The sequence below is a fragment of the Aquabacter spiritensis genome (assembly GCF_004346185.1).
Taxonomy (GTDB): Bacteria; Pseudomonadota; Alphaproteobacteria; order Rhizobiales; family Xanthobacteraceae; genus Aquabacter; species Aquabacter spiritensis.
The window spans coordinates 114638-140371 of record NZ_SMAI01000005.1 but is presented as its reverse complement, the minus strand read 5'-3'; the positions used below and the strand labels follow the sequence as shown (position 1 = coordinate 140371).

Genomic DNA, 25734 nt, shown 5'->3' with positions numbered 1-25734 from the left:
GCGCCCGGCGGCCCGTTGTCCCGGACCCTGCATGACCGACATCTTTCACGAAATCGAAGACGACCTTCGGCGCGACCGCTTTCGCCGCCTCTGGGACCGCTTCGGCCTCTATCTGATCCTCCTCGCCGTCGCGGTCGTCGCGGCTGCCGGCGCGTGGAGCGGCTATCGCTATTGGAGCCTGCAGCAGGCGCAGGCCTCCGGGGCCCGCTTCGAGGCCGCCAACGCCTTGCTGGACGAAGGCAAGACCGCCGAAGCCCAGGCCGCGCTCGCGGCACTGGCGCAGGACGGCACCGCCGGCTACCGGGTGCTCGCACGGTTCCGCGCCGCGGGCGCGCTGGCGGCGCAGGACAAGGCCGCGAGCGCCGCCGCCTTCGACGCCTTGGCGGCGGACACCGCGATCGGCGCGCTCGGCCGCGAGGTCGCTCAGATCCGCGCGGCGCAGATCCTCGTCGATACCGCGCCGCTCGCCGAGATCGTGCAAAGGATCCAGCCCTTGGCTGAAGGCAATGGGGCGCTGCGCCATTCGGCCCGCGCGCTCCTCGCCCTCGCCCAGTTCAAGGCCGGCGACCTTGCCGCCGCCAACAAGACCGCGCAATGGATTCTCGACGACCCCGAGGTTCCCCCCGGGATCCGCAATCAGGCGCAATTGCTCCGCACCCTGACGGCGGCGGCCGTTCCGCCGGCCGCCGCGCCGGCGCCGGGCGCCGCCACACAATGAGGTTCGCCATGCATCGGTCCGCGCGACTGCTTCTCGCCTTGGCGCTCGCCGCCGCTCTGTCCGGCTGCGAGACCTTCGACAAGATCAACCCGTTCGCCGAAAAGGAGACGCCGCTGCCCGGCGACCGGCGGGCGGTGTTTCCCGAGGGCGTGCCGGGTGTGAGCTATTCCGGCGCGGTCGCCCAGCCCAGCAATTCCAACATCACCCTGCCGCCGCCCGGCGCGACCGGCACCGCCCAGCCCGGCGCTCCGGACGCGGCCGGCCGCTGACCGGCGGGCGGAGCCGCAATGACCTTTTCCCTCGCCATCGTCGGCCGCCCCAATGTGGGCAAATCGACACTCTTCAACCGCCTCGTCGGCCGCAAGCTCGCGCTGGTGGACGACCGGCCCGGCGTGACGCGCGACCGGCGTGAAGGAGACGGGCGCCTCGGCGATCTGACCTTCCGGCTCGTCGACACGGCCGGCCTCGAAGAGGCCGACGCGGCCTCGCTCGAAGGGCGCATGCGCGGCCAGACCGAGGCGGCGATCGGCGCCGCCGACGCGATCCTCTTCATGATCGACGCGCGCGCCGGCTTGACGCCGACCGACCACGCCTTCGCCGCTCTGGTGCGCCGCGCCGGCAAGCCGACCCTCGTCATCGCCAACAAGAGCGAGGGGCGCAGCGCCGAGGCCGGCGCGATCGAAGCCTATGCGCTCGGCCTGGGCACGCCGATTCCGGTCTCCGCCGAGCATGGCGAGGGCCTCTCCAACCTCTATGACGCCCTGTGCGCCGCACTGCCGGAGCAGACGCGGCGCCGCACCGCGGCGGAGGAGGAGGCCCATGCCGACGTCGACGCGGCGCGGCCGATCAAGGTCGCGGTGCTCGGCCGGCCGAATGCCGGCAAGTCGACCCTGATCAACCGCCTTCTCGGCGAGGACCGTCTGCTGACCGGGCCGGAAGCGGGGATCACCCGCGATTCGATCTCGGTCGAACTCGAATGGCGCGGCCGTCGCTTCGAATTCTACGACACGGCCGGCCTGCGCAAGCGCGCCCGCATCGACGACAAGATCGAAAAGCTCTCCGCCGCCGACGGCCTGCGCGCGATGAAATTCGCCGAAGTGGTCATCGTTCTCATGGATTCCGAGCGGCCGTTCGAGGACCAGGATCTGCGCATCGCCGACCTCGTCATCCGCGAGGGCCGCGCCATCGTGCTCGGCTACAACAAAGCCGATCTCGTCACCGATCCGCGCGTGCTCACCAAGCTCCGCGAAGAGGCGGATCACTGGCTGCCGCAGGTGAAGGGCGTGCCGATCGTCCATCTCTCCGGGCTTACGGGCCGCGGGCTCGACAAGCTGCTGGAGAGTGTGGTCGAGGCGCACAGGATCTGGAACATCCGGATCGCGACCAACCCGCTCAACCGCTTCCTCCAGGAGGCCACCGACGCGCATCCCCCGCCGGCGGTTTCCGGACGCCGGGTGAAGATCCGCTACATGACCCAGGCGAAGGCGCGGCCGCCGAGCTTCGTCCTCTTCTGCTCGCGCGCGGATGCGATTCCCGAGAGCTACCTTCGGTATCTGACGCACGGCCTGCGCGACAATTTCGGGCTTCCCGGCGTGCCGATCCGCTTCACGCTCCGCGAGAAGGACAATCCCTACGATCGCAGCAAGGACGGCTGATGCGTCGTGCGCTCCTCGCCGCGGCCGCTCTGCTCGGGCTCGCCGGACCCGCGTTGGGCCAGAACGGGATGCCGGCCAAGGACCTGTTCGGCGCGGCCGCGACGCCGGCACCGCTCGCGGCGCGGTCCATCGGTTTTTATTCCAAAGGCTGCGTCGCGGGGGCCGTCGCCCTGCCGGTCGACGGCCCGGGCGCGACGTCGGGGCCGCTCTGGCAGGCCATGCGCCTTTCGCGCAACCGCAATTGGGGTCATCCGGCGCTTGTCGCCTTCATCGAGCGGTTCGCGGCGGCCGCCCGCCGGTCGTCGGGCTGGTCGGGTATCCTGGTGGGCGATATGTCGCAGCCGCGGGGCGGGCCGATGCGCACCGGCCATGCCTCCCATCAGATCGGGCTCGACGTCGACATCTGGCTGACCCCGAGCCCGGGATCGCTCAGCCCGGCCAGCCGGGAGACGCTCGGCGCCGCCATGATGGTTCGGCCGGACCGGCGCGACGTCGATCCAGCCGCCTTCACGCCGGCCCATGTCGCCGTCATCCGTGCCGCGGCGGAGGACCCCGAGGTCGAGCGGATTTTTGTCAACGCTGCGATCAAGCGTGCGCTGTGTCGCAGCAGCGCCGGACGTCCCTGGCTCGCCAAGGTCCGACCTTATTGGGGCCATGACAGTCACATGCATGTTCGGCTTCAATGCCAGGCGGATAGTCCGGATTGCCGGCCGCAGGAGCCGCCACCCGCGGGCGATGGCTGCGGCTCCGATCTCGCCTGGTGGTTCACCGACAAGGTGCTCCATCCCCCGCCACCCAAAACACCCCCCAAGCCGCGTCCGCCCCTCACCCTCGCGGACCTGCCTCCGGCCTGCACCGGGGTGCTGGAGGCGCGCTGAGGCAGTGGATACTCTTCCGCCGCGCCTTCGAATGCTGGCGGCTTCCCAGTTCCCGCGGACTGCGGCACGGGGGCGAATCGGTTCGACGGATGTTCGGTCCGCTTCGTCGGCGAGTCCGCCGCAGCGGGAAAGCGGCGTACGAGCGGGGTGTCGGACCGGATCTGCGTGGACGGTTTGCCCTTCGGCGCTGCAGCGGGTATCCAATAAGTGTTCCAGTCTGGCGCCCGGGGCGGCGAGCGCGCATCGGAAACGAGTGCATGTCCCGTCTTGACCGGTACATTTTCTGGACTGCGGCCGTCGCCTTCCTCGGCGTGACCGTCGTCCTCACGGCCATGATCTGGTCCACCCAGGCTTTGCGCCAGCTCGATCTGGTGACGAACCAGGGGCAGACGATCCTCGCCTTCTTCGCCATCACCAGCCTCACCATGCCCACGCTGGTCCTGGTGATCGCCCCCGCGGCCCTGTTCATCGCCACCGCCTACACGCTGCTCAAGCTCAACGGCGACAGCGAAATCGTCGTCATGGCGTCGGCCGGCATGAGTCATTGGCGGGTGCTGCGGGCGTTGACCCTCCTGGCGATTCTGGTCTCGCTGCTGTGCTCCGCGCTGTCGATCGATCTCGTTCCCGCGAGCCTCCGGGCGTTCCGCGACCAGGTCTCGCGGGTCCGGGCGGACGTGGTCTCCTTCGTCGCGCAGCCGGGGCGCTTCGTCACTTTGGCCCCGGGGCTCGTCTTCCATGTGCGCGAGCGGGCCAGCAACGGCGTGATGCGCGGCATCTTCATCGAGGATGCCCGGGAAAAGGAAATATCCACCTATCTCGCCGATCGTGGCCAGATCGTCGAAACGCCGAATGGTCTTTTCCTGGTGCTTGAGGACGGCTCGATCCACCGGCGCACGCCCGGCGCGGCCTCTTACGGGTCCGTGGTCGACTTCCAGCGCTATGCGTTCGGCCTGTCCGGCCTCGCGCCGGGGCTCCAGGGCGCGGAGCTTCGCCCGAGCGAGCGCGCCTTCGATTATGTGCTGACCCCACCGCCGGACGATCTCTATATCCGGCTCGGCCAGTCCGGCCGGTTCCGCGAGGAGGTGCACAAGCGGCTGTCGGCCGGCCTCTATCCCTTTGCCTTCTTCGCGGTCGCTGCCGCGGCGCTCGCGCGGCCGCGAACGACACGCCAGAGCCGGGGGCTTGCCCTTGCCGCGATCATTCCGGTCATGGCGGCCCTTCAGATCGCGTCCTTCGTCATCGGAGGTCTGTTGCGAACCTCGGATGCGGCGGTGCCCTTCGCCTATCTTCTCCCCATCGCCTGCATTGTCGTATGCGCCATGGTCCTCCAAGGATGGATCAGCTTTGCGCCGTCAGCCGCCTTGGCGCGGCTCGCCGACAGGATGTCGCAGCGCATGGCCCGGCCAGCCGCGAACTGACCGATGATCGGACGACTCCTCGGCTTTTATTTCGCCCGGCGCTTCTTGTCGGCCGTGCTGATGATCTTTTTTTCCTGCGTCGCGCTCATCATGCTCGTGGACTTTCTCGAGATGGCGCGCCGCACGGCGGACCGCGACGCGGTTACGACCGGCATGGTGGCGCTGCTGACGCTCTATCGCGCCCCGGCCTTCACCGAGCAGCTCCTGCCGTTCGCCGTGCTGTTCGGCGCGATCGCGTCCTTCGTGACGCTGTCGCGGCGGCTTGAACTCGTCGTCGCGCGCGCGGTCGGCCTTTCGGCTTGGCAGTTCACCTTTCCCGCGATTGCGGTCGCCTTTCTCATCGGCGTGTTCTCCACCAGCGTCTTCAACCCGGTTTCCGCCGAGTTCAAGGAACGCGCCAATCGCATGGAAAGCGACATTTTCAACGCCTCGCCGGCGGGCGGGCTGCTCGGTCCCGGGCAGGGGTCCTTCTGGGTGCGCCAGCAGAGCGTCGACGGGCAGGCGATCATCGAGGCGGCGGGGACGCAGCAGGGCGGGCGGGAGCTTTACAACGTCACGGTTTTCGAGTTCGACCGCAGGGGAAATGTCGTCCAGCGCGTGGAGGCGAAGACTGCAACCCTCGAACGTGGTTACTGGGCTCTGAACGACGTCCGGGTGCTCATTCCGGGCTTCGATCAGCAGGCCTTCGCCAAATTTCTGATCGCGACGAACCTCGATCCGAACCAGATCCAGGAGAGTGCCCTGTCTGCGGAAACCGTGTCTTTCTGGCAACTTCCCGAGGCAATCCGGAGCGCCGAGCAGGCCGGCTTTGGTGCGGCGCGATACCGGCTCCAGCTCCAGAGTCTTCTTGCGCGCCCTTTTCTTCTCGTCGCCATGGTCCTGATCGCCGCCGTCGTCGGGCTTCGGGTGTTCCGGTTCGGGGGCGTGGGGCAGACGATTCTCGGTGGCGTCGTGGCTGGGTTTCTGCTTTATCTGGGCACTAAGCTCGCCGAGGATCTTGGAGAAGCTGGAGTGGTCCATCCCATTGCTGCTGCGTGGTTTCCAGCGGTAGCGGGGATTTTCCTGGGGGTTTTGGTCCTGTTGCACCGGGAGGACGGATGACCGTCGGGCTCGCTCCCGCGGAAGGTCGGATGGCGATGGCCTGGAGCCGCGCGGGACGCGCGACCGGGGGGCTGTTTCTTTGCGCCCTCCTTCTCGCGCTCGCTACGCTGCTTGGCGACGTCACCCCGGCCGCCGCGCAGGCGCTTCCGGGCATCCCGCAGAACCTGTCGGCGCCCCAGGATCCCAACAAGAAGATGCTCGTGACCGCCGATGAGCTGGTCTACGACTATGAGAAGAACACGGTCGGCGCGTCGGGCAACGTCCAGCTCTATTATGACGGGGCCTCCCTCGAGGCGCGGCGCGTGACCTATGACCGCAACCGCAATCTCGTGACGGCCGAAGGCAATGTCCGGCTGAAGCAGAAGGACGGGACGATCGTCAACGCCGAGAACCTGCAGCTCAGCGACGATTTCAAGGAGGGCTTCATTTCCTCCTTGAGGATCGACACGACCGAGAAGACGCATTTCGCCGCCACTCGGGCCGACCGGGTGGAGGGCAACATCACGGTGCTCCAGAACGGCGTCTACACCGCCTGCGAGCCGTGCAAGGAGCATCCCGAACGCCCGGTCCTCTGGCAGGTCAAAGCGGCGCGCATCATCCACAACCAGAACGAGCAGATGATCTACTACAAGGATGCGACCTTGGAGTTTTTCGGTCTGCCGATCGCGTATTTTCCCTACTTTTCGAGCCCCGATCCGACGGTCAAGCGCAAGACTGGCTTCCTCGCGCCGATCTTCGCCAATTCCAGCCAGCTCGGTTTCGGCTTCGGCGTGCCGTTCTTCTGGAACATCGCGCCCGACCGCGACCTCACGCTGTCGCCGGTCTACTACACGCAGCAGGGCCTCCTCATGCAGGGGGAATGGCGCCAGCGCCTGATGAACGGCTCCTACGACATTCGCGCCGCCGGCATCATCCAGAACGACAAAGAGGAATTTGCCGGCCTGCCGGGCTATCGCGACAATCGCGGGGTCGTCCAGAGCAAGGGCGAGTTCGTGCTCAGCGAGCAGTGGAAGTGGGGCTGGGACGGCACGCTCGCCTCCGACCGCACCTTCATCAACGACTATTCCCTCGGCAATTATGTCGACGGCCTCGGCCTGCTGACCACGGTGCCGACCGAGGTGATCTCGCAGATCTATCTGACCGGGCAGGGCGATCGCAGCTTCTTCGATCTGCGCGGCCTCTATTTCCTCGGCCTGTCGGTGACCGACAACCAGGAGCAGATCCCGATCGTCGGGACGTTCAATTACAATTATATTTTCGGGAATCCGCTCTGGGGCGGGGAAGCCGGCGTGAAGGTCAATTTCAACGCGGTATCGCGCAACGAGGCGGATTTCGTCGGCACGTCGGCGGCCAATTCCTTCCCGTCCGGCGGCATCGGCATCGCGCCGGGCGCCTGCGCCATCACCAATCCCAACCCGACCCAGTGCCTGCTGCGCGGCGCGCCGGGCGAATATCAGCGCCTCAGCGCCGAGCTCTACTGGAAGAAATCGATCACCGATCAGGCCGGCCAGATCTGGACGCCGTTTGCGAGCGCCCGGGTCGACGTCGCCCATTCCAATATCAGCGCGCTGCCGACCAACTATACCGGCGGGTTTACCCTGCCCGGCCAGAACCCGCTGCAGGCCGGCCAGGAGGACCTGATCCGCGCCATGCCGGTGATCGGCCTCGACTACCGCTACCCCTTCATCTCGGTCCAGAGCTGGGGCACCCAGACCATCGAGCCGCGCGCGCAATTGGTCATCCGCCCGAACGAGACCGGCATCGGCCGGCTGCCGAACGAGGATGCCCAGAGCCTGGTGTTCGACGACACCACCCTGTTCGAGGTCGACAAATATTCCGGCTACGACCGGGTGGAGGGCGGCGGCCGCCTCAATGTCGGCATCACTTATACCGCGGCGCTGAATAATGCCGGTCTTGTTACCGCTGTGATCGGCCAGTCTTACCATCTGTTCGGGCTGAATTCCTTCTCGGAAGGCGACATGGCGAATACCGGTCTCGAGTCCGGTCTCGAGACCAACGTGTCGGACTATGTCGCACGCTTCAGCTATTCGCCCACGAACAATCTCGAATTCGTCTCGCGTTTCCGGTTCGACGAACAGAACTTCTCGCTTCAGCGCTTCGAGCTGGAAGGCAGAGCCGCCTATGACAGGATCAGCGTTGCCGCGGTCTACGGTCTCTATTCGCCGCAACCGCTGCTCGGATATTATGAAGAGCGGGAAGGAATCTACACGACGGCGTCCTACCGGCTGACAAACGAGTGGTCGGTCGCCGGCGGTCTGCGGTACAACATCGCCCAGTCCGGCTTCGACATGACCACCGTTGGCGTCACCTATGCCGACGATTGCTTCACCATGGCGCTTAGCTACGTGTCCAACTATTCGCTCAACGGTCCGTATCAGACCGAGCCGAATTCGACCGTCCTCTTGACCATCGGCCTGCGGACCCTCGGCCAGACCGCGCTCTCCACCTCCCTCGGCTCGTCCGGGACCACCGGAACCTCGAACTGACGTCGCGGCACGCGGGCGCCGCGCCGTATTGCCGCCACAGGGACGGTCAAGATAGGCTGACGTTGGACCGCGATTTGCCTCATGCCGACAGTGCGGCCCGCTGGATGGCCTGCGCCGGTCCGGTCAATCCCCAGCGCAACGGGCCGTGGGTCCACCGAAAGAGCACTCCCGGATGACGCCATGCTGAAGAGCTTCCGCCTCCTGACGATCCTCGGCCTCGCTTTCCTGTCTGCAGGCTTCGCGACGTCGGCGTACGCCCAACAGATTCTGGTCATGGTCAATGGCCGGCCGATCACCACCTACGACGTCGCCCAGCGGCAGAAACTCCACACGATCATCGAGAACAAGGCGCCCGGCGCCAAGGAGACGCTCGAAGAGCTGATCGACGAACGCATCAAGGTGCAGACCGCGGCCAGGCTCGGAATCGAAGTGGACAGCGAGGAGCTCGACCGGATCTATGCCGGCGTCGCGCAGCGCACCGGACGCACCGCCGAGCAGCTGACCTCGGGGCTCGCCCAGCAGGGGCTGGACGTGCGCACCTTCAAGGACAAGCTGCGCGCCGACAATGTCTGGCAGCAATATGTGCGCGCCAAGGCCCCGGCCATCAATGTGCGGGACAGCGACGTTCTCGCCCTTCTCAGCCGTGACGGCACGACGGATCTGGTGGCAACCGAATACAAGCTCTATCCGATCATCTTCGTGGTGCCCCGCGGTTCATCCAACCACGGCGCACGGCTGGCCGAGGCGAATGCGTTTAAAGCGCGCTTCTCCGATTGCGATGTCGGCCTGCAGGCCGCCAAGGACATGCGCGAGGTCGTGGTGCGCTCGCCGGTTCTGCGACTATCCTCGGACATGCCTGGCCCGCTGCGGCAGATGCTGGACAAGACGGAGGTCGGCCGTCTGACGCCGCCCGAGGTGACCCAGCATGGCGTCGAAATTTTCGCGGTCTGCGGCAAGACGCCCGTGAAGGGCGAGAGCTTCAAGAAGCGCGACATCAAAGAGCAGCTCGCCAGCAATCAGTTTCAGGTCGAATCGAAGAAGCTGATGGCCGATCTGCGCAAGTCCGCCTTGATCATCTATCGCTGATGGCGCCCCCTCTGGCTCTCACGCTCGGGGAGCCGGCGGGCATCGGGCCGGAGATCGTGCTCCTGGCCTGGCGCGCGCGCGCGGCGGCGGGCCTGCCCGCCTTCTGCGCCGTCGGCGATCCCGATCTCCTGTGTCGCCGGGCCGCGGCGCTCGGCCTGGACGTCCCCGTTGTGGCGTGCACCGCTTCGGAGGCGGAGGAGCTGTTTGAGCACGCCCTGCCGGTGCATCCGAACGGCGTCGCGGCGACCGCCGCGCCGGGCCATCCGGATGAGAGCAGCGCACCGTCCGTCCTCCAAAGCCTTGAGCAAGCCGTGCATTTGGTGCGAGCCGGCATCGCCTCTGCCTTGGTGACCGCGCCGCTCGCCAAATCGGTGCTCTACCGCGCCGATTTCCCATTTCCCGGCCACACCGAATATCTCGCCGCGCAATGCGCGGCTCCGGGTACCCTCGCGCCGCGGCCGGTCATGATGATCTGGTCGCCTTTGCTCGCCGTTGTCCCGGCCACCATCCATGTGCCACTGGCCGAGGTGCCGCGCCTCGTGACGGTCGAACTCCTGGTCGAGACCGGCCGCATCGTCGCCCGCGATATGCGCGATCGCTTCGGGATCGCCAAGCCGCGTCTGGCTTTTGCCGGCCTCAATCCGCATGCCGGGGAGAAGGGGGCGCTCGGAGCGGAGGACGAAGCCGTGGTCCGCCCCGCCGTCGATGCCCTGCGCGACGCCGGGATCGATGCGCGCGGTCCTCTGCCGGCGGACACTCTGTTTCACCCCGAAGCCCGCGCGACCTATGACGTCGCCATCGGTATGTATCACGATCAGGTTCTGATCCCGGCCAAGACGCTGGCCTTCCACGACGGGGTGAACGTGACTCTCGGATTGCCCTTCGTGCGGACTTCCCCTGACCATGGGACGGCATTCGACATTGCCGGGACCGGCAAGGCCGATCCGTCGAGCCTGATCGCCGCCCTCAAGCTGGCCCGGCGGCTCAGCACCGCCGATGCCGCCGCGCGTGCGCCGGAGCGCGCCGGGGCATGAGCGCCATCGACGCTTTGCCGCCGCTGCGCGACGTCATCCGCAGGCACGATCTGTCGGCGCAGAAGGCGCTCGGTCAAAACTTCCTCCTCGACCTGAACCTCACCGCCCGCATCGCACGCGGATCGGGGCCGCTTGAAGGCGCGCGGGTGCTGGAGGTCGGTCCCGGTCCCGGTGGGCTTACCCGCGCGCTGCTCGCGCTCGGCGCCGAGAAGGTCGTAGCCGTGGAGCGCGACCGGCGCTGCATCGCCGCGCTGGCCGAAGTGGCGGAGGCCTATCCGGGACGCCTCGACGTCATCGAAGGCGATGCGTTGAAGGTGGATGTGCGGCCGCTCCTCGGCGACGGGCCGGCGCGGGTGGTCGCGAACCTGCCGTACAATGTGGCGACGCTTCTGCTCGTCGGGTGGCTCTCGACCGATCCCTGGCCGCCTTGGTTCACGTCGCTCACCCTCATGTTCCAGCGCGAGGTCGCGGAGCGCATCGTCGCAGCCCCCGGCAGCAAGGCCTATGGCCGGCTGGCCGTGCTCGCCGGTTGGCGCACCGAGGCGAGGATCCTGTTCGACGTGGCGCCGACGGCCTTCGTGCCGCCGCCGAAGGTGACGTCCTCCGTCGTCCACCTCGTTCCGCGCCGCCAGCCGCTGCCCTGCCGCCTCGCCGATCTCGAGCGGGTGACGGAAGCGGCCTTCGGCCAGCGGCGCAAGATGCTGCGCCAGAGCCTCCGATCTCTTGGTGTCGACGCCTTGGCGCTGTTGGCGCGGGCGGGTCTGCCCGAGACGGAGCGCGCCGAAGAGATCGACGTCGCGGGGTTCGTGGCGCTTGCCAATGCCTATGCGGAGATCCGAAGCGACCCCGCAGCCGGGGCCTGGGCGATGGGCACCGTTCGCAACGGATAAAACGGGGGGCGGGGATGTCTCGGTGGGCCGAATTTTGGGGGCGGCGTGTCCGCCGGCGTTGGCGCGGCGTTGTCTGTGTCCCGATGGTGCTGGCCGCCTGCCTCGGTGGAGCCGCGCCGGCCTCTGCCGAGAAGGTGCTGGAGCGCGTCGTTCTGGTCCAGCGACATGGCGTGCGTGCGCCGACGCAGTCGCCGGAGACGCTGGCGGCCTGGAGCCCCCGCCCTTGGCCGAACTGGCCGGTGCCGCGCGGCGAACTCACCCCGCACGGGCGCGAGGTGGTCGGTCTGGTTTCGGATGCCATCCGGTCACATTATGTGAGAGCCGGCCTGCTCCCAGCGGAAGGGTGCCCTGGCAACGGGCTGGTCGTGTGGGCCGATGGCAAGGATCAGCGCACGCGGGAAAGCGGACAGGCGATGGCGGATCGGCTCGCACCGGGTTGCGGTGTCGTGGCCCAGCACGGTCCCGATGGGGCCGTCGACCCGCTTTTCCACGGTCTCCAGGCGGCATGTAAACTCGATCCCGACGCTGCAAGCGCGGCGGTCCTCGCCGTGACGGGGACCAGAGACGACCTCGCCGATCCCGCCTCCGCCGCGGCCGTCCGGCGGATTTGGGACGTGCTCGGGCGTCGCGATGCGCCGGGGCCCTCCAGCTTCAAGGCGGACGCACACGGTATCCGTCTGACCGGTCCGCTGTCGGTCGCGGCGTCGGCCTCGGAAGTGTTCGTGCTGGAATATGCCGAAAACATGCCGCTCGCGGACGTCGCCTGGGGCACGGTTCCTGCGCCGGACGCCCTCGCCCCTTTGCTCGCGTCCCGCATCCGCGCCACCAATCTGACGCGGCGCCTGCCCTATCTCGCGCGCCGCGAAGGCGGCCGGATGGCGCACCTCATGCTGGCGACGCTCGCGGGCGCACCGCGCGCCGCCGAGCCGACGCTCGGGCTTGACGTGCGCCTCCTCGCGCTCGCCGGGCACGACACCAACCTCTCGCAGATGGCCGGCGTGTTCGGCGTCGAATGGTCTCTTCCGGGTCAGCCCGATCCCACGGCACCGGCCACGGCGTTCGCGCTCGAGCGCTGGCGCGACCCGTCGAGCGGTGCGGTCTCTGTCGCGCTCACGCTCTGGTACGGCGAGCTGGATGGCTTGCGGCGGTTGGACCAGGCGAAAGTGCACGGCGTCCCGATCTCACTGCCCGGCTGCCCGAACGGCGATTGCCCGCTCGAGGCGTTGAGCGCACGAATCCTTGCCGAAATTCCGGCGGACTGCCGATAGGGTCGGGCGGGTCCCGCGCGAACTGCACCGCGATTTGAGCTTCGACCTCGCACCGATCGTCCGTCGCCCGCGGAAAGCGATGCTATTTCTTTTCCAGAAGGATCCGGCCCTGCCGGTCGATCAGCGCCTTCGCCTTTTCCGCCACCACGTGCAGGAGCCAGGGCAGTTGCACTTCGAGGTGGACGGCATCCTCCACGACGTCGAGACGGCCGGAGGCCTGTTGACCCATTACCGCGACGCGAAAGTCGAGATGCGGACCGGTCCACGTCTCCTCCATGACCGTCAGCTTGTCGCCAAAGCGTGAGCGAACGGAGGACAGGCCGGTTTGGAGCCGACGCGTCGCCTCGGCCTGTCCGAGGCGGTGGGGAATGGAGACGGTGATCGGTTGCGGCATGGAAGTCCCCGGTTGGAGGCAGCGGATGCACGACGGATGATCCTTCGGATCGGCCGTCGCTGCCGGAAACGATGCGGCGCGCAGAAGGTTCAGCGCGCCCGCTTTTCCTCGATGCGGTCCCAGACCTCCACAGCGATATCCGGCCCGCCGAGGCGCTTGATCGCCCGCAGGCCGGTCGGGGACGTCACGTTGATCTCCGTGAGGTTGCCGTTGATCACGTCGATCCCGACCAGAAGCAGACCGCGCTCGCGGAGCGCCGGTCCGATCCGCGCGCAGATCTCCTTCTCGCGGTCGGAAAGATCGGTCGGTCGAGCGGCACCGCCGCGCACCATGTTCGAGCGCAGATCGCCCGCGCTCGGCACCCGGTTTACCGCCCCCGCAGCGACACCATCGACCAGGATGATGCGCTTGTCGCCCTGTTTCACTTCAGGCAGGAAACGCTGGATCACCCAGGGCTCGCGGAAGGTGACGGCGAAGAAATCATAGAGCGACCCGAAATTCAGGTCGTCCGCGGTGAGGCGGAACACCGCGCCGCCGCCGTGGCCGTAGAGCGGCTTCATCACGACGTCGCCATATTCGGCTCGGAACGCCTTGATCTCGTCGAGGTCCCGCGAAATCAGGGTCGGCGGCATCAGGTCTGGAAAGTGGGTGACGAAGATCTTTTCCGGCGCATTGCGCACGCTGGCCGGGTCGTTGACGACCAAAGTGTGCGGGTGAATGCGCTCGAGGAAATGGGTCGAGGTCACATAGGCCATGTCGAACGGCGGGTCCTGCCGCAGCAGCACCACGTCGAAGTCCGAGAGCCGTACCCGCCGCTTCTCCCCAAGCGTGAAATGCGCGCCCGCTTCGTCGGCGACGGTCAGGGGCTCGACCGTCGCGAACACCTCGCCGCCGCGCATGGCGAGCTGGTCCGGCACGTAATGCACGAGGCCATGCCCCCGCCGCTGCGCTTCCAGCAGCAAGGCGAAGGTGGAATCCCCGGCGATATTGATGCGGGAGATATGGTCCATCTGGACCGCGACGCTGAGGACCATGGACGTCTCCGGGCAAGGGGGCCGGATGGAGGGAGTGTGCCCTATCTATAGGCGCGCCCGCCCGACCGCCAGGGCTCAGCCGCCGGTCATCGGCATCACCGCCCCTCAGGCCGGCGCCGTCTGGTCGAGTTTGGCGCGGATCAGCGCCCGGGTCTCTGGAATGCCGTAGATCTCGACGAACGAGCCGAAGCGCGGCCCGCGCTGCTCGCCGAGCAACACCTGATAGATCGTGTTGAACCATTCCACCGAGATGCCGGGCCGTTCCGGGGTCGCACCCTTGGCCTTCAGGTCCTGGTAACGTGCGATCGGCCGGGCGACGTCGTAGAGCACGGCTTGGATCGCATCCGCTCCGGCCTCCGGAGGCAGCCCGCCGAGCGCGTCGTGCAAGGCTTCGAGGGCACCCCGCTCGGTCGCGTCCGGCCCCCGGAAGCGCTTGGCGGGCTCGACGAAGTCCTTGAAGTACTTGACCGCATAACCGACCAGCTCGGCGAGCTTGGGATGGGTGGCCGGCGACACGCCGGGAACGTGGCGGCGCAGGAACCCCCACAGCACGTCGGCATCCGCCGCGTTCGAGGCGGAGGCGAGGTTCAGCAGCATGGTGAAGGAGACCGGCATCTCCACCTGCGGCGGGGTGCCGGAATGAATGTGCCAGACCGGATTGCCGAAGCGCGTCTTCCAATCCTGGGCGGGATAGCGGGCAAGGAAATTGAAATACTCGTCCACCGCCTTCGGGATGACGTCGAAATGCAGCTTCTTCGCCGAGCGGGGCGACTGGAACATGTACAGCGCGAGGCTCTCCGGGCTGGCATAGGTCAGCCATTCGTCGATGGTGAGTCCGTTGCCCTTCGACTTCGAAATCTTCTGGCCGTTCTCATCCAGGAAGAGTTCGTAAACATAGTGCTCCGGCGGTTCAGCGCCGAGAATTTCGCAGATCCGGTCATAGATCGGCGCATTCGTCTGGTGATCCTTGCCGAACATCTCGAAATCCACGCCGAGTGCGGCCCAGCGCGCGCCGAAGTCCGGCTTCCATTGCAGCTTCACCGCCCCGCCGGTGACTGGCACGGTCTTGTCGATCCCGTCCTCGTCGGTGAAGGTGATGGTGCCCGCCGCCGCGTCCACCGCCTTCAGGGGGACGTAGAGAATCCGTCCGCTGGTCGGCGAAATCGGCAGAAACGGGCTGTAGGTCGCCTGCCGTTCCTCGCCCAGGGTCGGCAGCATCACCGCCATGATCGCGTCATAGCACTCCGCCGCGCGCCGCAGGATCGCATCGAGCTTGCCGGACTTGTAATAGTCCGTGGCGCTGGCGAATTCGTAGTCGAAGCCGAACGTGTCGAGAAACCGCCGCAGCATGGCGTTGTTGTGGTCGCCGAAGCTGGCAAAGCCGCCGCCGAAGGGATTGGGCACCGACGTCAGGGGCATCTGGAGATACGGCGCCAAAGCGGCGCGGTCCGGCACGTTGTCCGGGATCTTGCGCATGCCGTCCATGTCGTCGGAAAAGCACAGGAGGCGGGTCTTCACCTTGTCTTCCGTGAGCACCCGGAAGGCGTGGCGGACCATGGTGGTGCGCGCCACTTCGCCGAACGTGCCGATATGCGGCAGGCCGGAAGGCCCGTAGCCGGTCTCGAACAGCACCTCTTCCTTGGGCCGCCGCTTCAGCCGGTCGACGATCTTGCGCGCCTCCTCGAAAGGCCAGGCGCCGGCGGTCTCGGCGACCGTGCGCAGCGTTTGGGCCAGATCTCGGCTCGGGTCTTGCGCGTGATCCGCGGTGGGGGCGGGCGCCAGCGTCATCGTGTCTCTCCAGGGGCGCGCATTGCGGGAAGGCGCGGAAACTAGAGCGGGATCTCGCGGGAGGGAAGCGGAATGCGACGCTCGCCCGACCCGCCCCTTATCGTGCGATCAGTAGAACCCCACTGGAAACCAGCGCAGATAGAGGTCGGCGAAGACCCCCTTCTCCCAGATCCGCTGAAGGGCATAGTCGATTGCCTGGCGCAGAAGGTCGCCGCCCGGCTTTACCGCCACGGCGAGGCCGTCGCCGAAATAGCGGTTCTCGGTGAAGGGGCCGCCGACGAAGCCGCAGCACGACTCGGACGATGTTCCGTTGAGCCAGAGGGCGAGGCCGATCCCATCGCCGAACAAAAGATCGACCTCGCCGATGCGCAAGGCGTCGCGCGCCGCGGCGGCATTGGGAAACGTGCGGATCGCCGCTTCGTTGAAGAATGCCCGAAGATAGGCCTCGTGCGCGGTGCCGCTCACGACGGCCACCTTCTTATCGGCGACGCTCTCGGGCGTCGGCGCTGTCGGCGGGAGCCCCTTGCGGGCGGCGAACCGGGCCGGCGTCCCGAGATAACGTTCGGTGAAGTCGACGCGCTGGCGCATGGCCGGCGAAGAGGCGAGCCCGGCGAGAATGGCGTCGCCTTCCCCCTGGTCGAGCTGGTCGAGCAGGTTCTCGAAGGCGACCGGCTGCAGGGTGCACGTGACGGCGAGTTCGGCGCAGATTGCGCGCGCCAGATCGACATTGAACCCGAGCAGGGCTCCGTCCGACGCGAGATAGTTGAACGGCGGAAAATCGCTGGTCGTCAGAAAGCGGATGGTGGTGGGGAGTTGCGCCGCGTCGGGTCGCTCCAGGCGCCGCTCGACGTTCCAGAAATTCGGCACCACGGCCGCCGGACCCTGCGGCAACGTAAACATCTGCACCGGCGGCGATCTTGGACCCGCAGCGGGTGGCGGACCATCGCTCTGCGCGTGCGCGACGACCGTCGAGACGGCGAGGCACGCGCCTGTGATCAGGCCGCGCAGAAGAGACCCTGGCGAGGTTGGTGGTTTCATCTTACTCTCTCAACCTTTCCGAGTGGGGCGCCAGGAGGGGGCATGGTGCGGGAGACCGGGCTGCGTCGCAAGCCGGCGGGCCGAGCGATCGGCGACGGGGCGGCGGTCGGCCTTCCCGTCGAGCTTGCGGCGCTGCGCGGCCGTGTCGCCGATGCCACGCTCCTCTGGGCCTATCGGCGGGCGCAGGATATCGGTGTCGGCGGCGACGAGGTTCTGATCCATGCCGGATTCGTCACGCAGGATGCGGCGACCGCGGCTGTGGCTGACCATCTCGGGCTTGCCATAGCGGATCTCTCGAAGCCGGTTCTGGTGGCGGACCAACTGGTCCCCGGTGTGCTGCGAACCCAGAGCCTCGTCATCGCGACCGCCGGGCGCCCGCGTTTCGTGCTCGCGCCGCGTGGCCGAGGGGTTCGCCGGCTCGCCCGGCTGCTGGCGCGCGAGCCGGCGCTCGCGCACCGGGTCGAGCTCACAACGCCCGAGCGCCTGCGCGGTCGGCTCGTCCGGCAGGCGAGTGGCTATCTCGCGCGGATGGCTGCATTCGGACTGCGCGACCGGACGCCGCGCCACTCGGCCGCAACAATTGCCCGCGGCAGGGCGCTCGTGGGGCCCCTGACCGTCTTCGCCGCATCTCTCGGCGCCGTGATCGCGCTCGTCCCCGCGCCGGCGCTCCTCGCGATCGGGGCTCTGGTCTCTCTGGTCTTCCTTTCGGCCATGGCGCTGCGGCTGTCGGCCTGTTTCATCCCGGAGGGGCCTGTCGGCGAAGCCGTGATTCCGGACCGCCATCTGCCGGTCTATACGCTCATCGTCCCGCTCTACCGCGAGGCTGCGGTCTTGCCCCACCTCGAGGCCGCCTTGTGCGGGCTCGATTATCCGATGGAGAAGCTCGACATCAAGCTGGTGGTGGAGCCGGACGACGCCGCGACCCGCGCGGCCATCCGCCGCCGGGCCTTGCCGCTCTGCTTCGAGACCGTGGTTGCGCCCGCGCTCGGCCCGCGAACCAAACCTAAGGCGCTCAATGCGGCGCTTCCGTTCGCGCGGGGGAGTTTCGTGGCGGTTTTCGACGCGGAGGACGTGCCTGCCCCAAACCAGCTGCGTGCCGCCCTGGAGGCGTTCCGGCGCGGTGGTCCGAAGGTCGGCTGCGTCCAGGCCCGTCTGGTGGCGGAGAACGCGTCGGACAGCTGGATCAGTCGGCATTTCGCGGCGGAATACAGCGCTCAGTTCCACGTCGTTCTGCCGGCGCTCGCTGCGCTGCGCCTGCCGATCCTGCTCGGCGGGACGTCCAATCACTTCCGCCGGTCCGCCCTGGAGGGGGCCGGTGCCTGGGATCCGTTCAATGTCACCGAGGACGCCGATCTCGGATTGCGTCTCGCGCGCCTGGGCTGGGACACCGAGGTCATCGCCTGCGACACGCTGGAGGAGGCGCCGGTGTCTTTGCGGGCCTGGCTGCGCCAGCGCACGCGGTGGATGAAGGGATGGGCGCAGACCTTGCTGGTGCACGGCCGCAATCCGCGCCGGATCCTGCGCGAGCTCGGCATCCGCCGCACCCTCGGCGCGGCCCTGCTCACCGTCGGGCCGTTCGCGGCGATGCTGGTGCATCCTCTGACGGTCGTCGTCCTGGCACGCGACCTCTGGGTGCGGACATGGGGCGCACCGGCGGAAAGTACCGTTCTGGCGCTCGCGGCAGCCCTCTCTTATACGACGTTCGTCGCCGGATACGGCGCCACCGCAGCCGTCACGCTGGTCGCCCTGTATCGCCGGCGCCGTCTTGCCGAGGGATGGATCTTGCTCACCCTGCCGGCCTATTGGCTGCTGCAGTCCCTGGCTGCATGGCGGGCGCTGATCGATCTCGTCGTCGACCCGTTCCGCTGGGACAAGACCGAACATGGGATTTCGCCGCGGCGGGTGCAGCAGGGAGCCGCGGTCACAGATAGCGCCGCAGCTCGACCGCCGCTTGGTCCGGCGGTTGCTTGGCGTTGAACGGCGCGAGGAAGGCGCCGGATTTGTCCATCAGATAGATCACGGCGGTGTGGTCCATCGTGTAGCCGCCGGCATCGAGGGGAACCTTCTTGGAATAGACCCGGTACGCCCGCTTGATGGCGTCGACTTCGGGCGGCGTGCCGGTCAGAGCCTTCAGCTGCGGATGGAAGGAGGAAATATAGGCCTTGAGGGTGTCCGGCGTGTCGCGCTCCGGATCCACCGTGACGAAGAAGATCTGAAGCTTCTGGGCGTCTGGACCGAGCGCGTTCAGGATTTCCGACATTTCGAAGAGGGCGGTGGGGCAGATGTCGGGGCAGTGCGTAAAGCCGAAGAAGATCAGGCTCGGCCTGCCCTTGAGGTCCGCCTCCGTCACGGTCTTTCCATCCTGATCGACCAGGGTGAAAGGACCGCCCACGCTCGCACCCGCCGTGGCGGCCGTCTGGCGCGCCGGGAGCAGCGCGGTCGCGACCCCGACGAGGAGCAGCGCGCCACAGGCGAAGATGGCGAACAAAGCGATGATCTTGGCGCGGGAGGACATGGGTAGCGTTCCTGAACGGGATCGGCCGCGACCGCCGGTCGCGGCGACCGGAGCGGGCGTCAGTGCGGGCGCCCGCTTGAAAGACGAAGACAGGGCGGGACGGATTGATCCGCACCACTCGGCGCGCCCGGCTTCAGAAGCACATTGCCAAGCCGGCGGCGAGAGTATCGAAGAAAACGGCGGTCCCGTGGCGCAGCCAGAGCACGGATGTCGCACCGACCAGAAGCAGGACGGCCAGGCCCGTGCCAGCGATCACCAAACGCTCCGCCCGATGGGGCGCGGCGTCGAACTTTCGACCCTGCGGAACGATGGTCATTTTGCGTGCTCCCGGACATCCGGCACACCTCAAGTCTATCTCGCGCGGCCCTCTGCGCCAAGTCGCTGCCGGACCCGGTGTCAGGACGCAGGATGTGTCACCGGCGTTGACGGGGCGCCGCAGGGCGCTTAGGCTCAATGACATGTCTGTTTCGGTGATCAAAGGACGACGCTCCGCTGCGTCGGCGCTGCGAATTCGCCGCCCGGTCGACAGGTTCGGCCGGGCCCGCTGACGCACGCCATTTCGTCTTTTTATCCGGAACAGTCCCATGTCCGCTTCTTCTGCCGCGCCACCGCGCGCTGTCGTCTGCACACTCGCGCAACATTGCCTGCATCTCGATGTCGAACCGGGGCCGAACGCCCTGCTCCGGGTGCTGGAGCCTTTCGTGATCCATGACGTCATGCCATGCCGCATCGACCTTGCCCCCGAGGGTGGAGAAGACGGCGCGGTCCGGATCGACATCCACTTCTCGGCCCCGTCGCCGCTCGCCGAGCGGCTGGAGGGGCGGCTGGCGGCCAGCGTCGTGGTGCGCGCAGCCCGGCTGGTGAGCGCGCGGGATTGGTCGGAGGCCGCCTGACGCCGCTATGGCCATTCCTCCAACGGCACGCCGATGACCGCGATCCTCGCCAGCATCGCCATCATCATCTTTCCGGTTTTCGGCATCGTCGCTCTGGGCTTCGTCGCGGCCAAGGGCGGGCTGATTTCCGATAAGGCCTCGGATGGTCTCGCCGAATATGTGTTCGGCTTGGCCGTGCCGATCCTGATCTTCAAGACGCTCAGCGAATCCCGCCTGCCCGAGGCCCAGCCCTGGGGCTATTGGATCGCCTATTTCGCCGGGGCCTTCATCGTTTTCGGCCTTGCTATGGTGATGGCGCGCAAGGTTTTTCACCGTGGTCACGCCGAGGCGGTGATCCACGGCTTCGCCGCGGGCCAGGCGAACACCGTCTTCCTCGGCGTGCCGCTGATCCTCCAGGCCTATGGCGAGGAGGGCGCGGTTCCGCTGTTCCTGCTGATCGCGATCCATCTTCCGGTCATGCTGGTGGCGGCGACGCTTCTGGTGGAAGGCAATGCCGGCCTCTCGCTGCGGACCCTGAAGCGGCTTGGCCGAACGCTCGCTTTGAACCCGATCCTGATCGGCATCTATGCCGGTGCCCTCGGCCGCATCTTCGACATCCAGACCAGCGGCGCGATCAAGCAGATGCTCGATCTCGTGGCGGCCTCCGCCTCGCCCTGCGCACTGATCTCGCTCGGGCTCGCGCTCAACCGCTACGGCCTGGCCGGCGAGTTCAAGGTCAGCGCCTTCATCACCGCCATGAAGCTTCTCGTCCATCCGGCTCTGGTGTTCGCGCTGGTCCAGGTGCTGCCCATGCCGCCGGTCTGGGCCGGCGTCGCGGTGCTGTTCGCGGCCATGCCGTGCGGCATCAACGCCTATCTCCTGGCGCAACGTTACGGTGCCGGCGTAAAAGTGGCCTCGAGCGCAGTGTCGCTTTCGACGGCGATCGGGATGCTCACCATCGCCTTCTGGCTCTATGTCCTGGATGCGGGATAGGAGGTCGAGCCGCCCGCCGGCAGATCGAGGCACCGCCGGATGTCGCCGGGAAGAAGGCCCTCGGCCCGCAGCGCGGACAGGCTCGGGGCGCCTGCGCTTTTCGAGAGTTTTCGACCATCCGCCCCACGGATCAGCCGGTGGTGGTGATAGATGGGTGGGGAAAGGCCGAGCAGGGCCTGCAGAAGCCGATGCACCGCCGTCGCGTGAAACAGGTCGGCGCCGCGGATCACATGGCTGATGGCCTGTTCGGCGTCGTCCATCACCACCGCGAGGTGATAGCTCGCCGGCGCGTCCCGCCGCGCCAGGACGACATCGCCCCACGCGGCCGGGGTGGCCATGACCGAAGCGGGCGGTCCGAGCGGATCGCCTTGCGCCTCTTGCCAGGAAAGATCGCCGCCGACTTCAGCGACGGCGCGGTCCATGTCGAGCCGGAGCACGAACGGGGCGCCTTCCGACCGCCGCCGCGCCCGCTCCTTGTCCGACAGAGCGGTGCGGGGAAACGGGTAGAGCGGCATTCCGTCGGGGTCGCGTGGCCATGGCGCGGCGATGTCGCGGGCGATCACCGCCCGGGCGATCTCCGCGCGGCTCTCGAAGGCGGGATAAGCGAGGCCCGCGGCCTCGAGCCGCGCCAAAGCGGCTGCGTAAAGCCGAACGTGCCGCGACTGCCGGCGTGGCGTCTCATCCGGGAGGATTTCGAGCCATCGGAGATCCTCCAGGATCCCGGCTTCGAACTCCGGACGGGACCTTGCGATGTCGATATCCTCGATGCGCAGAAGGAAGCGCCCACCGGCCGCCCGGGCGGCATCGGCATTGACCAGGGCCGAAAAGGCATGGCCAAGATGCAGATGGCCATTCGGGCTCGGAGCGAAGCGGCACAGCAACGACAGACACTCGCAATTTTTCGCCGCGCGCGGGCATGAGGATCCGGCAATCTAGAGCCGGAGACGTCGCGACGGAATTGCCTTGCGGTGCTGTCGCATCTCCGGTTTCGCAGGCACGGTGGGCGCGCGCGCTCTTCACCGTCAAGGGGGAGGCACCGCGTGCGCCAGATCGACGAACCTCGGCTGACCGATCAGGCTGTCTTCGATGCGGGGCTCGATCGCCTCCTGGCCGCCGACCCGCGTCTGGTCCCGTTGGTGGAAGTCGCCGGGCGTCCGGCTCTCCGTCGGCGCCCACCCGGCTTCGATGGCCTGGTTTCAGTGGTGGTCGCGCAGCAATTGTCGGTCGCGGCGGCGCGGTCGATCCGCGCGCGGCTCGATGCGACTTTGGGCGGGGCCGTCACGCCCGCCGGGCTGCTGGCCGCCGAGGCGAATGCGCTGCGCGCCGCCGGTCTCTCGGCGCCCAAGATCCGCACCTTGACCGGCATTGCCCGGGCTCTGCTCGCCGGTGACGTGGATCTCACGGCGGTGGAAGCGATGGAGGCGGACGCCGCAGCCGCCTATCTCACCCGCCTGCCGGGCATCGGCCTGTGGACCGCGGACATCTATCTCCTGTTCTGCCTCGGCCGCGCCGACGCCTTCCCCCACGGCGATCTCGCTTTGCAGGTGGCTGCTGGCGACGCCTTCGGCCTGCCGGGCCGGGCGTCGGCGCTCGGGCTCGCGGCGATCGCCGAGGATTGGCGGCCTTATCGGGGCATCGCGGCGCATCTGCTCTGGGCCTATTATGGCGCCCTGCGCGTGCGCCCCGGAGCACCGACCTGAGGGCTTTCCAGGGTTTCGATCGATGGCGCGCGGGCTTGCGCCCGTCCGGCCGCCGCGCTTCAGGCACAAAGGCCCGAAATCCGAGGCGCTCCCGTCCATGGCCGGCTTCGACGGGAACCCGCACCCAGGGCCGGGCGGCTCGCGCCGCATCTCGCGAAGCCGCGCCCGCTCAGACGATCGCCCGGTCCCAGCCGCCATAATGCTCGGCGCTGCGCGCGCCCCGCGGCAGGCTGAGGCCGATCAGCGCCAGGCCGATCGCCACCTCGGCCGCCATGGCCGGGCCCGGCCCGCCTTCCAGCAGGAACGGCGACGCCACGATCCAGGCGCCGAGGCCGACATTCAGGAAGCGCACCGGCCGTACCACCTCGGCCGTCGCGGTGATGGCGACCATGATGACGAGACAGCCGACGATGTGGTCGCTGAAATAGAGCGGCGGCGCGGTGCCGAAGATCAGCGGCGAGGCCATCAGCACGGCGCCGAGCGCGATGCTGGCGAGGAGTGTCCAGGGGAAGGTGACGCCACCCGTGACGAAGTCCTTGAGCAGCGCGGCGGCGGAGCGGTCGAGATCCGGGTTCGGGGTCTGGTTCTCCGAGAGCGCCGGGCCGCCCTTCCAGAAGGTCCGCCAGAACGGCTCGCCGGCCTTCTTCGCGCGCCAGAGATATTGGAGGGTCGCCAGCACCTCGTCGACCGAATAGGGGATGAGAACCACCGTCACCATCGCCTGGATGATGCACAGCGTGCACAAAGCACCGATCAGCGGGGGCTGGATGATGATGAAGGAGACACTGACCACGCCGAGCGGGATGATGAGCAGTCCGAACAGGACCACCATCCACGGCATGGTGCGCCAGCGGCGCCGGTCGCCGATGGCGCCAGCGAGGATGTCGAGACCATAGGCGAAGGCGCCGAGACCCGCGTCGGCGATCGGGAATCCTTTCGACACCCAGGAGGTCACGACCGCTTCACTGCCGTTCCGCACGGGGGCCTCGCCCGGCCCGAAGAACGGATCCCACAAGCCGTCGATATGGCCCATCTGATAGGCGGCGAGATAGCGCGAGACGAACAGCCCGACGAAAGCGAGGGCCACGATCGGAACGCGCTGGGTGAAGGAGGACGGGGAATAGCTCCAGCCGAGGGGCCGGTCGTCGTCTGCCGCGAGCGCGCGATGGCTGATGCCGGGCGTCGGCGGGACGAGCACCGCGAAGGCGACCACCAGCATGCCGACCAGCGTGTCGAGGCCATAGGCCGCCGGGCTCGTCGTCCAGAAGACGAGTGGCGCAAGCATCACCCAAAGCCCGATCGCGGCGGTGATCCACTGAATCCAGTGGCGCCCGCGCGCCATGCCCGTCAGGGCCAGGATCGCGATGAGCAGCCCGGAGACGATTTCGCTGACGCCGAGCATGCCATTGCGGATCGAGGCTTCCGCCACTTCGTGTCCGAGCGCCGGAGGCGTCGGCGCGGCGACGGGATCGAAGAGGCCGAGTGTCATCGGCGACGTCGCCAGCCACAGGCCGAGAGCCGCATTCGCCATCGGCGCCCACAGGGTCCAGTAGCGGTGGCGTTCGACGGCTTTCCGCACGTCTTCCGGACTCCGCTCGAGCGGTCGCTGAAGCCGCTGCCGCGCCTGATCGATTTCCGGTTTCGAGGCCGCCACCCCGGAAGGTTCGAGCTTGTTCTTCTCGTACCAGTCTGTCGGATCCTGTTTCAGGCGGCGGATCATCTCCGGAAGCGTCCCGGTCAGGCTGTGCCTCGGCTCCCAGGCGAGGAGGCTTCGCGCCCGCGAAATGTCGATCTCGAAATGATCGTCGGAATTCTCGATCATCCACGGCTTGATGTCGGTTTCCTGGTCGAGCACCTCGGTCTGCACCCATGCGCCGGCCTTGGTGAGGCCTTTCGGCAGGCTCAATGTGCGCCAGTCCTCGTCGTGGACGAGCCGGCCGATGCGTTTCTGCATCTCCTCGTAGGACGGCGTCTCCGCCTCGCCGATCAGCAGCACGGTCTCGTCCGGAAGCGCGGCGCGACGGTCGACGACGCGAACGATGGCGTCGACGAGGTCGTCCTTGTGCAGATAGGGTTGGCCGGCGCTGAGATCGCCGGTGAAGAGATAGGCCGTCGGCACCCGCTCGAAGATCCGGGCGATCTGCTGTGCGATGAACGCGGCCCGGCAGTCCTCATCGTAGACGCCGGCCAATCGCAGGACCACCGTCTTGAGTTCGCCCCGCTCCCTGGCGATCAGCTCCTCCGTATCGGCCTTGGACTGGGGATAGGCCCAGGCCGGTTCGATCGCGGAATTCTCGTCGATCCGCACGCCCTTTTCGGGACTCGGCGCATGGACCAGCAGCGTGCTGGAGAAGACGAGCTGCTCCGCCTCCACCTCATTCAGCGCCTTGATCAGCCGATGCGTGCCCTGCACCGTGACCGCATCGTATTTGGGATTATCCTTGCCCGTTGTGTCGTAATAGGCGGCGAGATGGATGACGGAGGCGATCGGTCCAGCCACCTTGCCGGCCGCCGCCCTGACAGCCGCATCGACGCTCTCGTCCGAGGTGAGGTCGATCTCGACGGTGTCCATGTCGCCGGCGGGGTGCTTCGGCTTTCGAAGATCGAGCCCGATAACCCGATAGCGGTCCTGCAAGCCCTTTGCGATCGCCTGGCCCAGAAAGCCGCTGCTGCCGGTGATCAGAACGGTGGGGCGGGTCGAGACATCCTTCGGCATTGGCATCATTGTCCCAAAGGTGCTGTTGCGCGATCTTTGCGGTCGGCGTTTGGGACCTACGCGGAGCGTGCGGCAGAGCTTGCGCGCGAGGTCGCGTCGTCCCCAGTCAACGAAAGCGTGGGCGGCGGT

Annotated in this window: 23 protein-coding genes; 15 read left to right on the top strand and 8 right to left on the bottom strand. The window is 67.6% G+C overall.

The window, feature by feature from the left end:
- Nucleotides 1–31 precede the first annotated feature (31 nt).
- From EDC64_RS10155 to EDC64_RS10105, 11 genes are all read left to right on the top strand, one after another.
- Nucleotides 32–718 carry a tetratricopeptide repeat protein gene (locus EDC64_RS10155; protein ID WP_132031178.1) on the top strand — a complete coding sequence of 229 codons (687 nt, stop codon included), beginning with the start codon at nt 32–34 and terminating at the stop codon, nt 716–718.
- 8 nt (nt 719–726) lie between these two features.
- Nucleotides 727–987, top strand: a complete 261-nt coding sequence (locus EDC64_RS10150; protein ID WP_132031177.1) for a hypothetical protein — start codon at nt 727–729, stop codon at nt 985–987.
- Nucleotides 988–1005: 18 nt separating this feature from the next.
- Nucleotides 1006–2373, top strand: a complete 1368-nt coding sequence (der, locus tag EDC64_RS10145) for a ribosome biogenesis GTPase Der (RefSeq protein WP_132031176.1) — start codon at nt 1006–1008, stop codon at nt 2371–2373.
- Complete coding sequence (mepA, locus tag EDC64_RS10140) at nt 2373–3251, top strand: penicillin-insensitive murein endopeptidase (RefSeq protein ID WP_132031175.1); 879 nt, start codon at nt 2373–2375, stop codon at nt 3249–3251. Before der ends, mepA begins: the two co-directional genes overlap by 1 nt.
- A 257-nt stretch (nt 3252–3508) precedes the next feature.
- The gene (locus tag EDC64_RS10135) at nt 3509–4669 is read left to right on the top strand and encodes an LptF/LptG family permease (protein WP_132031174.1); all 1161 of its coding nucleotides are present in this window, start codon (nt 3509–3511) and stop codon (nt 4667–4669) included.
- 3 nt (nt 4670–4672) lie between these two features.
- Entirely contained in the window at nt 4673–5770 is a 1098-nt protein-coding gene (lptG, locus tag EDC64_RS10130) for an LPS export ABC transporter permease LptG (RefSeq protein ID WP_132031173.1), read from the top strand.
- Nucleotides 5767–8277 (top strand): LPS-assembly protein LptD, encoded by a 2511-nt coding sequence (locus EDC64_RS10125; RefSeq protein WP_132031172.1) that lies wholly within the window; start codon nt 5767–5769, stop codon nt 8275–8277. The genes lptG and EDC64_RS10125 overlap by 4 nt, the downstream gene beginning before the upstream one ends.
- Before the next feature lie 180 nt (nt 8278–8457).
- Nucleotides 8458–9363 carry a peptidylprolyl isomerase gene (locus EDC64_RS10120; RefSeq protein WP_132031171.1) on the top strand — a complete coding sequence of 302 codons (906 nt, stop codon included), beginning with the start codon at nt 8458–8460 and terminating at the stop codon, nt 9361–9363.
- Nucleotides 9363–10397 (top strand): 4-hydroxythreonine-4-phosphate dehydrogenase PdxA, encoded by a 1035-nt coding sequence (gene pdxA / locus EDC64_RS10115; protein ID WP_132031170.1) that lies wholly within the window; start codon nt 9363–9365, stop codon nt 10395–10397. The genes EDC64_RS10120 and pdxA overlap by 1 nt, the downstream gene beginning before the upstream one ends.
- Nucleotides 10394–11287: a 16S rRNA (adenine(1518)-N(6)/adenine(1519)-N(6))-dimethyltransferase RsmA gene (rsmA, locus tag EDC64_RS10110; RefSeq protein ID WP_132031169.1), complete on the top strand. Its 894-nt coding sequence runs from the start codon at nt 10394–10396 to the stop codon at nt 11285–11287. Before pdxA ends, rsmA begins: the two co-directional genes overlap by 4 nt.
- Before the next feature lie 83 nt (nt 11288–11370).
- A complete protein-coding gene (locus tag EDC64_RS10105) occupies nt 11371–12555 on the top strand; it encodes a histidine-type phosphatase (protein ID WP_165933712.1) in 1185 nt (394 codons plus the stop codon).
- Between the two features lie 82 nt (nt 12556–12637).
- Here EDC64_RS10105 and EDC64_RS10100 read toward each other — a convergent pair whose 3' ends face one another.
- From EDC64_RS10100 to EDC64_RS10085, 4 genes are all read right to left on the bottom strand, one after another.
- The gene (locus tag EDC64_RS10100) at nt 12638–12949 is read right to left on the bottom strand and encodes a polyhydroxyalkanoic acid system family protein (RefSeq protein ID WP_132031167.1); all 312 of its coding nucleotides are present in this window, start codon (nt 12947–12949) and stop codon (nt 12638–12640) included.
- Nucleotides 12950–13038: 89 nt separating this feature from the next.
- On the bottom strand, nt 13039–13983 hold the full coding sequence (gene gshB, locus EDC64_RS10095; RefSeq protein WP_132031166.1) for a glutathione synthase: 945 nt from the start codon (nt 13981–13983) through the stop codon (nt 13039–13041).
- Between the two features lie 105 nt (nt 13984–14088).
- Nucleotides 14089–15771, bottom strand: a complete 1683-nt coding sequence (locus EDC64_RS10090) for a lysine--tRNA ligase (RefSeq protein ID WP_132031165.1) — start codon at nt 15769–15771, stop codon at nt 14089–14091.
- 108 nt (nt 15772–15879) lie between these two features.
- The gene (locus EDC64_RS10085; protein WP_245504650.1) at nt 15880–16671 is read right to left on the bottom strand and encodes a transporter substrate-binding domain-containing protein; all 792 of its coding nucleotides are present in this window, start codon (nt 16669–16671) and stop codon (nt 15880–15882) included.
- Between the two features lie 180 nt (nt 16672–16851).
- Between EDC64_RS10085 and EDC64_RS10080 the strand changes: the two genes are divergently transcribed.
- A complete protein-coding gene (locus tag EDC64_RS10080; RefSeq protein ID WP_132031164.1) occupies nt 16852–18786 on the top strand; it encodes a glycosyltransferase in 1935 nt (644 codons plus the stop codon).
- Here the strand turns inward: EDC64_RS10080 and EDC64_RS10075 are convergent.
- Nucleotides 18731–19324 carry an SCO family protein gene (locus tag EDC64_RS10075; RefSeq protein ID WP_132031163.1) on the bottom strand — a complete coding sequence of 198 codons (594 nt, stop codon included), beginning with the start codon at nt 19322–19324 and terminating at the stop codon, nt 18731–18733. The genes EDC64_RS10080 and EDC64_RS10075 overlap by 56 nt on opposite strands.
- Before the next feature lie 133 nt (nt 19325–19457).
- Nucleotides 19458–19640: a hypothetical protein gene (locus tag EDC64_RS10070; RefSeq protein ID WP_132031162.1), complete on the bottom strand. Its 183-nt coding sequence runs from the start codon at nt 19638–19640 to the stop codon at nt 19458–19460.
- Nucleotides 19641–19908: 268 nt separating this feature from the next.
- Between EDC64_RS10070 and EDC64_RS10065 the strand changes: the two genes are divergently transcribed.
- Both EDC64_RS10065 and EDC64_RS10060 read left to right on the top strand, forming a co-directional pair.
- Nucleotides 19909–20217 (top strand): hypothetical protein, encoded by a 309-nt coding sequence (locus tag EDC64_RS10065; RefSeq protein WP_132031161.1) that lies wholly within the window; start codon nt 19909–19911, stop codon nt 20215–20217.
- Between the two features lie 33 nt (nt 20218–20250).
- Nucleotides 20251–21189: an AEC family transporter gene (locus tag EDC64_RS10060; RefSeq protein ID WP_132031160.1), complete on the top strand. Its 939-nt coding sequence runs from the start codon at nt 20251–20253 to the stop codon at nt 21187–21189.
- On the opposite strand, the gene gluQRS is transcribed toward EDC64_RS10060, so the two are convergent.
- Nucleotides 21168–22076, bottom strand: a complete 909-nt coding sequence (gene gluQRS / locus EDC64_RS10055) for a tRNA glutamyl-Q(34) synthetase GluQRS (RefSeq protein ID WP_132031159.1) — start codon at nt 22074–22076, stop codon at nt 21168–21170. The genes EDC64_RS10060 and gluQRS overlap by 22 nt on opposite strands.
- A gap of 153 nt (nt 22077–22229) precedes the next feature.
- Between gluQRS and EDC64_RS10050 the strand changes: the two genes are divergently transcribed.
- The gene (locus EDC64_RS10050; protein WP_132031158.1) at nt 22230–22889 is read left to right on the top strand and encodes a DNA-3-methyladenine glycosylase family protein; all 660 of its coding nucleotides are present in this window, start codon (nt 22230–22232) and stop codon (nt 22887–22889) included.
- Nucleotides 22890–23058: 169 nt separating this feature from the next.
- Here EDC64_RS10050 and EDC64_RS10045 read toward each other — a convergent pair whose 3' ends face one another.
- A complete protein-coding gene (locus EDC64_RS10045) occupies nt 23059–25605 on the bottom strand; it encodes an NAD-dependent epimerase/dehydratase family protein (RefSeq protein ID WP_132031157.1) in 2547 nt (848 codons plus the stop codon).
- Nucleotides 25606–25734 lie beyond the last annotated feature (129 nt).